The following is a 5,371-nucleotide window of genomic DNA, read 5'->3' as shown; positions in this document are numbered from 1 at the left end:
GGGCCGTCATAGCAGCCCAAAAGACTCACGGGACCTGACCAGCTGTAACGCCGCGCTAGAAGAGCTTGACCGGGTTCACCACGTCGGCGACCAGGACCAGCAGCGAGTACGCGATGAACACCAGGCTGATCGCGTAGGCCAGCGGCATCAGCCGCGCCGTGTCGAACGGGCCCGGGTCCGGGCGCCGCACCAGCTTGGCGAAGCCGCGCCGGATCGACTCCCACAGCGCACCCGCGATGTGACCGCCGTCCAGCGGCAGCAGCGGCAGCATGTTGAACACGAACAGCGAGAGGTTCACCCCGGCCAGCAGGTTGAACATCAGCATGATCCGGGCGTCCACGCCGATGTTGTCCGAGGCCAGCACCTCGCCGCCCAACCGGCTGGCACCGACGATGCCGACCGGCGAGTCCGCGTGCCGCTCGCCGCCGAAGATGGCCGACACCAGGTCCGGCACCCGCTGCGGCAGCTCGATGACCTTCTGCGCGGTGAGGCTGACGAACCCGCCGATGGTGCTGACCACACCACCGATGTCCTGCTTGACCAGCACCTGCGTCGGGGTCAGCCCGAGGAAGCCGACCGTCTCGTACTCGCTGGTCGAGTTCAGCTTCGGCATCTGGTTCTGCATCAGGCTCGGGGTCAGCGTGACCTGCTGCCCCTGGCGCTCGACGACCACCGGCACCGGCCCGGTCGACTGGCGGATGGCCAGCTGCAGGTCTTCCCAGGTGGTGTAGGGCTTGCCGTTGAACTCGAGGATCCGGTCGCCGGGGAGGAACCCGGCCTCCGCGGCCGGGGAGGGCTTCGCGCCTGCCGGGCAGACGTCCTTGTTCGGCGCGTCGGCGGGCAGCACGCACTCGCTGACCGAGGCGACCGTGGTGGTCGCGGTCATGATGCCGTGGCCCATCAGGATCGCGGCGAAGATGCCGACCGCCAGGATGAGGTTCATCACCGGCCCGGCCATCATCACGATGATCCGCTTCCAGGGGCTGCGCTGGTAGAACTGCCGGTGCGCGTCCTCGGGGGTGATCTCCTCGGCGGACATCTGCCGGGCGTCCTCGATCATCGCCCGGATCGGGGTGGAGGAGACGGTGCGCCCGTACTCCTCGTCCTTCTTCGGCGGGAACATCCCGATCATCCGGATGTAGCCGCCGAACGGGATCAGCTTTACGCCGTACTCGGTGTCGCCCTTCTTGCGCGACCAGATGGTGCGGCCGAAGCCGACCATGTACTGGGTGACCTTGACCCCGAACAGCTTCGCGGCCGCCAGGTGGCCCAGCTCGTGCCACGCGATGGAGAACAGCAGCCCGAAGAAGAAGATCAGGATGCCAACGACGACCAGCATCTACTACTCCGCCTTCCCTGCGGCCACCAGTTCGTTGGCCTTGGCCCGCGCCCAGTCCTCGGCCGCGAAGACCTCGTCCAAGCTCGCCGGCTCGGACCGCCACTGGTCGGCCCCGGCGAGCACATCACCCACAGTCTGCACGATTCCGGTGAACCCGAGTCGGCCTCGCACGAAAGCCGCCAGCGCTTCTTCGTTGGCCGCGTTGTAGATCGCGGGCAGGCACCCGCCGCCGGAACCGGCCGCGCGAGCCAGCTCGATCGCCGGGAACGCCTCGTCGTCGACCGGTTCGAAGGTCCACTCCTGCGCCTTCGAGAAGTCCAGCGCGGGGGCGGCCCCGGGCACCCGGCGCGGCCACTCCAGGCTCATCGCGATCGGGATCCGCATGTTCGGCGGGCTGGCCTGGGCGATCGTCGAACCGTCCACGTAGGTGACCATCGAGTGCACGATGGACTGCGGGTGGACGGTCACGTCGATGCGGTCGTAGCCGATGCCGAACAGCAGGTGCGCCTCGATCAGCTCCAGGCCCTTGTTCACCAGGGTCGCCGAGTTGATGGTCACCACGTTGCCCATCGACCAGGTCGGGTGCGCGAGCGCCTGCTGCACCGTGACGTCGACCAGCTCTTCGCGCTTGCGGCCGCGGAAGGGCCCGCCGGAAGCGGTCAGCACCAGCTTCTCGACCGAGTCGGGATCGGCGCCGAGCAGGCACTGAGCCAGCGCGGAGTGCTCGGAGTCGACCGGCACGATCTGCCCGGGCTTGGCCTTGTCCAGCACCAACGAACCGCCCGCGACCAGCGATTCCTTGTTCGCCAGCGCCAGCTGGGAGCCGGTCTCCAGCGCGGCCAGGGTGGGCTTGAGGCCCCGGGAGCCGTCGATGCCGTTGATGATCACGTCGGCGGGGACGGACTCGATGAGGTCGGTCGCCACGTCCGGCCCGGTCCGCACGTCCGGCATCTCGGAGAGCAGACCCCGCGACTCGGCGTGGTGCCGGATGGCGAGCTGGACGCCCTCGACTTCGCTCTCCTTGGCCACCCCGACGTTCGGGACCTGGAACTCCATCGCTTGCGCGGCCAGGCCGAGCGGATCGCTGCCGCTCGCGGCCAGGCCCACGACCCGGAACCGGTCCGGGTTCTCCCGGATCACGTCCAGTGCCTGTTTGCCAATGGACCCGGTCGAGCCGAGCACCAGGACGGTGCGGGGGCCGGGCGCGCTCTGTTTCGGGGTGTCGGCGTGCATCACCGCCATTGTCCCCGAAGGAGCGAGGGGGAGGTCGCTCGCGGTGCACAAATCACGATCGGGGGTCACGATCAGGAGCATCGGTCGCGGCACCGGAGGAGGTCGGTCATGGGAATCATCGGATGGATCGTTCTCGGTCTCGTCGTGGGCGCGCTGGCCAAGGCGATCATGCCCGGCAAGGACGGCGGCGGGATCCTCGTCACCATGCTGCTCGGGGTGGTCGGCGCGTTCGTCGGCGGCCTGATCGGCAACTGGATCTTCGGCGTGGGCATCGACCGGTTCTGGTCCCTGAGCACCTGGATCCTGGCCGTCGTGGGATCGCTGATCGTGCTGGGCGTTTACCGGGCGATCGTCGGCCGCAAGGCGGTATCGCGAGGCTGATCACACCGGGGGGTGTTGCGGAAGGCGCTTCCGCAACACCCTTTTCGCTGCTCGCAGGTGGATGGGCGGGCGCCGGGGCATCGATGGCGTGTGCGAAGATGGGCGTGTGGATCGCCGATCGGCGGTTCGCACTTCGAGCATCATCTTCCGGTCCGGGCGGCCGGGCGTGGCACCAGGAGGGGAACGTGGCGAGCACCGAGCTGGAGAAGAAGCCCAGCCAGGCCGTCGACCCGGCCGAAGAGCCGTCGGCCGAGTGGGGCTGGCACGGCGGGTTCCCGAAGGCGACCCAGTTCGCCGGTTGGTTCTCCGTCTTCGCGTGCCTGGTCATGCTGATCGGCAACCACCAGGGCATCCTCAGCGGCGGCGACCACTTCAAGACCGAGGACTACTTCCTGGTCATCACCGCGATCGTCCTGGTCATCGGACTGCTGGTGGACCTGCGCCGCAAGAAGACCGCCTGGCGCGGCTGACCCCAAGAGCACGAAGAACGCCGCCTCCGGAATCCCGGAGGCGGCGTTCTTCGTTCTCGGGGGCGGTGAACCTCCCGGCCCCCGCGGTCCGTGCTGGTGGTGTCGTGAGTGCGCAACCGCGCCCACCCGCACTCACGACACCAAAACTTCCTTACACGGTGATGCCGGTGAGGACCGTGACGTGCTCCTGCGTCAGGTCGACCATGGCCGCGTGGACGCCTTCGCGGCCCACGCCGGACTCCTTGACCCCGCCGTAGGGCATCTGGTCGGCGCGGAAGCTCGGCACGTCGCCGATGATCACGCCGCCGACCTCCAGCTCCGCCGCCGCGCGGAACGCCAGCTGGATGTCGCGGGTGAACACGCCGGCCTGCAGGCCGTAGCGGGAGGCGTTGACCTTCTCGAACGCCTCGTCCACCGAATCCACCGGCGCGAGCACCAGCAGCGGGCCGAAGACCTCCTCGCAGGAGACCTTCGCGTCCTCGGGGGCACCGCTGAGCACGGTCGGCGCGAAGGTGGCGCCCTCGCGGGTTCCGCCGGTGAGCACCTCGGCGCCCGCGTCGACGGCTTCGCCGACCCAGGCCTCGAGCCGCTTCGCGGCGTCCTCGTTGATCATCGGGCCGACCTTGGTCGCCGGGTCCTTCGGGTCGCCGGTGGCCTGCGCCTCGACCGCCTTCACCACGCGGGCGGCGAGGTCGTCGTAGACGTCGCGGTGGACGTAGACGCGCTGCACGGAGATGCAGGACTGCCCGGCCTGGTACATCGCGAAGGTCGCGATCCGGTCCGCGGCGAAGTCCAGGTCCGTCCAGCTCGGGTCGACGACCACCGCGGCGTTGCCGCCGAGCTCGAGGGTCACGTGCTTGCGCGGCGCGGAGTCGAGGATGCCCCAGCCGACCGGGCCAGAGCCCGTGAACGACACCACCGGCAGCCGCGGGTCGGCGACCAGCTCGGCGGCCTTGTCGTTGCTGGTGGTCAGCACCGACCAAGAACCGGCGGGCAGCTCGGTCTCGGCCAGGATCTCGCCCAGCACCAGCGCGGACAGCGGCGTCTTCGGCGCGGGCTTGAGCACGATCGGCGCGCCGACCGCCAGCGCCGGAGCGACCTTGTGCGCCACCAGGTTCAGCGGGAAGTTGAACGGCGAGATGCCGAGCACGGGCCCGCGCGGGACGCGCCGGACCAGCGCCATCCGGCCGGTGCCGCCGGGATCGGTGTCCAGCCGCTGCAGGTCGCCGGAGAACCGCCGGGCCTCCTCCGCGCCCCACCGGAAGGTGGAGACGGCGCGGGCCACCTCGCCGCGGGCCCAGCTGATCGGCTTGCCGTTCTCGGCGGTGATCAGCTGCGCGATCTCCTCGGTCCGCTCCTCGAGCCGCCGGGTCACGTGGTCCAGCGCGGCAGCGCGCACGTGCGCGGGCGTGGTGGCGAACTCGCGGCGCACCGCGTCCGCGGCGGCGACGGCGCGCTCCACGTCGGCGTCGCTGGCGTAGCACGTGGTGGCGACCACGGTGCCGTCGTAGGGGTGCCGCACCTCGAACGTCGCGTCGCTGCTGACCCGCTCCCCCGCGACCCAGTTCCCGATGACCGATGACATCGGCTACCTCCAGTCGTTTCCGAAACCTCCCCAGAAGCTACGACCCCACCCCCTGTCCCCAGCACTGCCAATCCGTACACCGCACCGACCAACGATGTCCAAACCGTCCCCCACGCCGAACGCCGCCAGGACGACAAACCCGGCCAGCCCACCTATTCCTGCTGGTCAGGTCTCGTGAGTACTTTGAGGCGCTATGGCACCACAAAGTGCTCACGAGCACTGATCTGGCCAAACAACCCCCACGGCCGTTGCACCAGCGGCGAGCTGCAGGACGCAGGACGACCACGAACCGTCCACCCCGGCGGTCGTCCGGCCCGAGCTCCGCAAATTCAATGGAAATCGGACGTCCGATTTCCATTGAAT

Annotated in this window: 5 protein-coding genes; 2 read left to right on the top strand and 3 right to left on the bottom strand. The window is 69.4% G+C overall.

The annotated features are described in order from the left end of the window. Window positions 1–55: 55 nt before the first annotated feature. Both ABTZ89_RS35175 and dxr read right to left on the bottom strand, forming a co-directional pair. Window positions 56–1,339, bottom strand: coding sequence for a M50 family metallopeptidase (locus ABTZ89_RS35175; RefSeq protein WP_270952429.1), 1,284 nt, complete (start codon window positions 1,337–1,339; stop codon window positions 56–58). 3 nt (window positions 1,340–1,342) lie between these two features. Continuing rightward, window positions 1,343–2,581: a 1-deoxy-D-xylulose-5-phosphate reductoisomerase gene (dxr, locus tag ABTZ89_RS35170; RefSeq protein WP_270952428.1), complete on the bottom strand. Its 1,239-nt coding sequence runs from the start codon at window positions 2,579–2,581 to the stop codon at window positions 1,343–1,345. Between the two features lie 99 nt (window positions 2,582–2,680). Between dxr and ABTZ89_RS35165 the strand changes: the two genes are divergently transcribed. Further along, window positions 2,681–2,953, top strand: a complete 273-nt coding sequence (locus ABTZ89_RS35165; RefSeq protein ID WP_270952427.1) for a GlsB/YeaQ/YmgE family stress response membrane protein — start codon at window positions 2,681–2,683, stop codon at window positions 2,951–2,953. Between the two features lie 185 nt (window positions 2,954–3,138). Continuing rightward, entirely contained in the window at window positions 3,139–3,423 is a 285-nt protein-coding gene (locus tag ABTZ89_RS35160) for a DUF2631 domain-containing protein (RefSeq protein WP_270952425.1), read from the top strand. 151 nt (window positions 3,424–3,574) lie between these two features. Here ABTZ89_RS35160 and ABTZ89_RS35155 read toward each other — a convergent pair whose 3' ends face one another. Beyond that, entirely contained in the window at window positions 3,575–5,008 is a 1,434-nt protein-coding gene (locus ABTZ89_RS35155; protein WP_270954001.1) for an aldehyde dehydrogenase family protein, read from the bottom strand. Window positions 5,009–5,371: the final 363 nt, after the last annotated feature.

Origin of the sequence: Saccharopolyspora sp. NPDC002686 (genome assembly GCF_040295745.1) — a bacterium.
Taxonomy (GTDB): domain Bacteria; phylum Actinomycetota; class Actinomycetes; order Mycobacteriales; family Pseudonocardiaceae; genus Saccharopolyspora; species Saccharopolyspora oryzae.
This window is presented reverse-complemented; position numbering and strand designations above follow the sequence as displayed.

Bases quoted from the DNA above. Each gene is read 5' to 3' on its own strand.
- ABTZ89_RS35175 (WP_270952429.1), bottom strand. From the start codon at position 1,339: ATGCTGGTCGTCGTTGGCATCCTGATCTTCTTCTTCGGGCTGCTGTTC.
- dxr (WP_270952428.1), bottom strand. From the start codon at position 2,581: ATGGCGGTGATGCACGCCGACACCCCGAAACAGAGCGCGCCCGGCCCC.
- ABTZ89_RS35165 (WP_270952427.1), top strand. From the start codon at position 2,681: ATGGGAATCATCGGATGGATCGTTCTCGGTCTCGTCGTGGGCGCGCTG.
- ABTZ89_RS35155 (WP_270954001.1), bottom strand. From the start codon at position 5,008: ATGTCATCGGTCATCGGGAACTGGGTCGCGGGGGAGCGGGTCAGCAGC.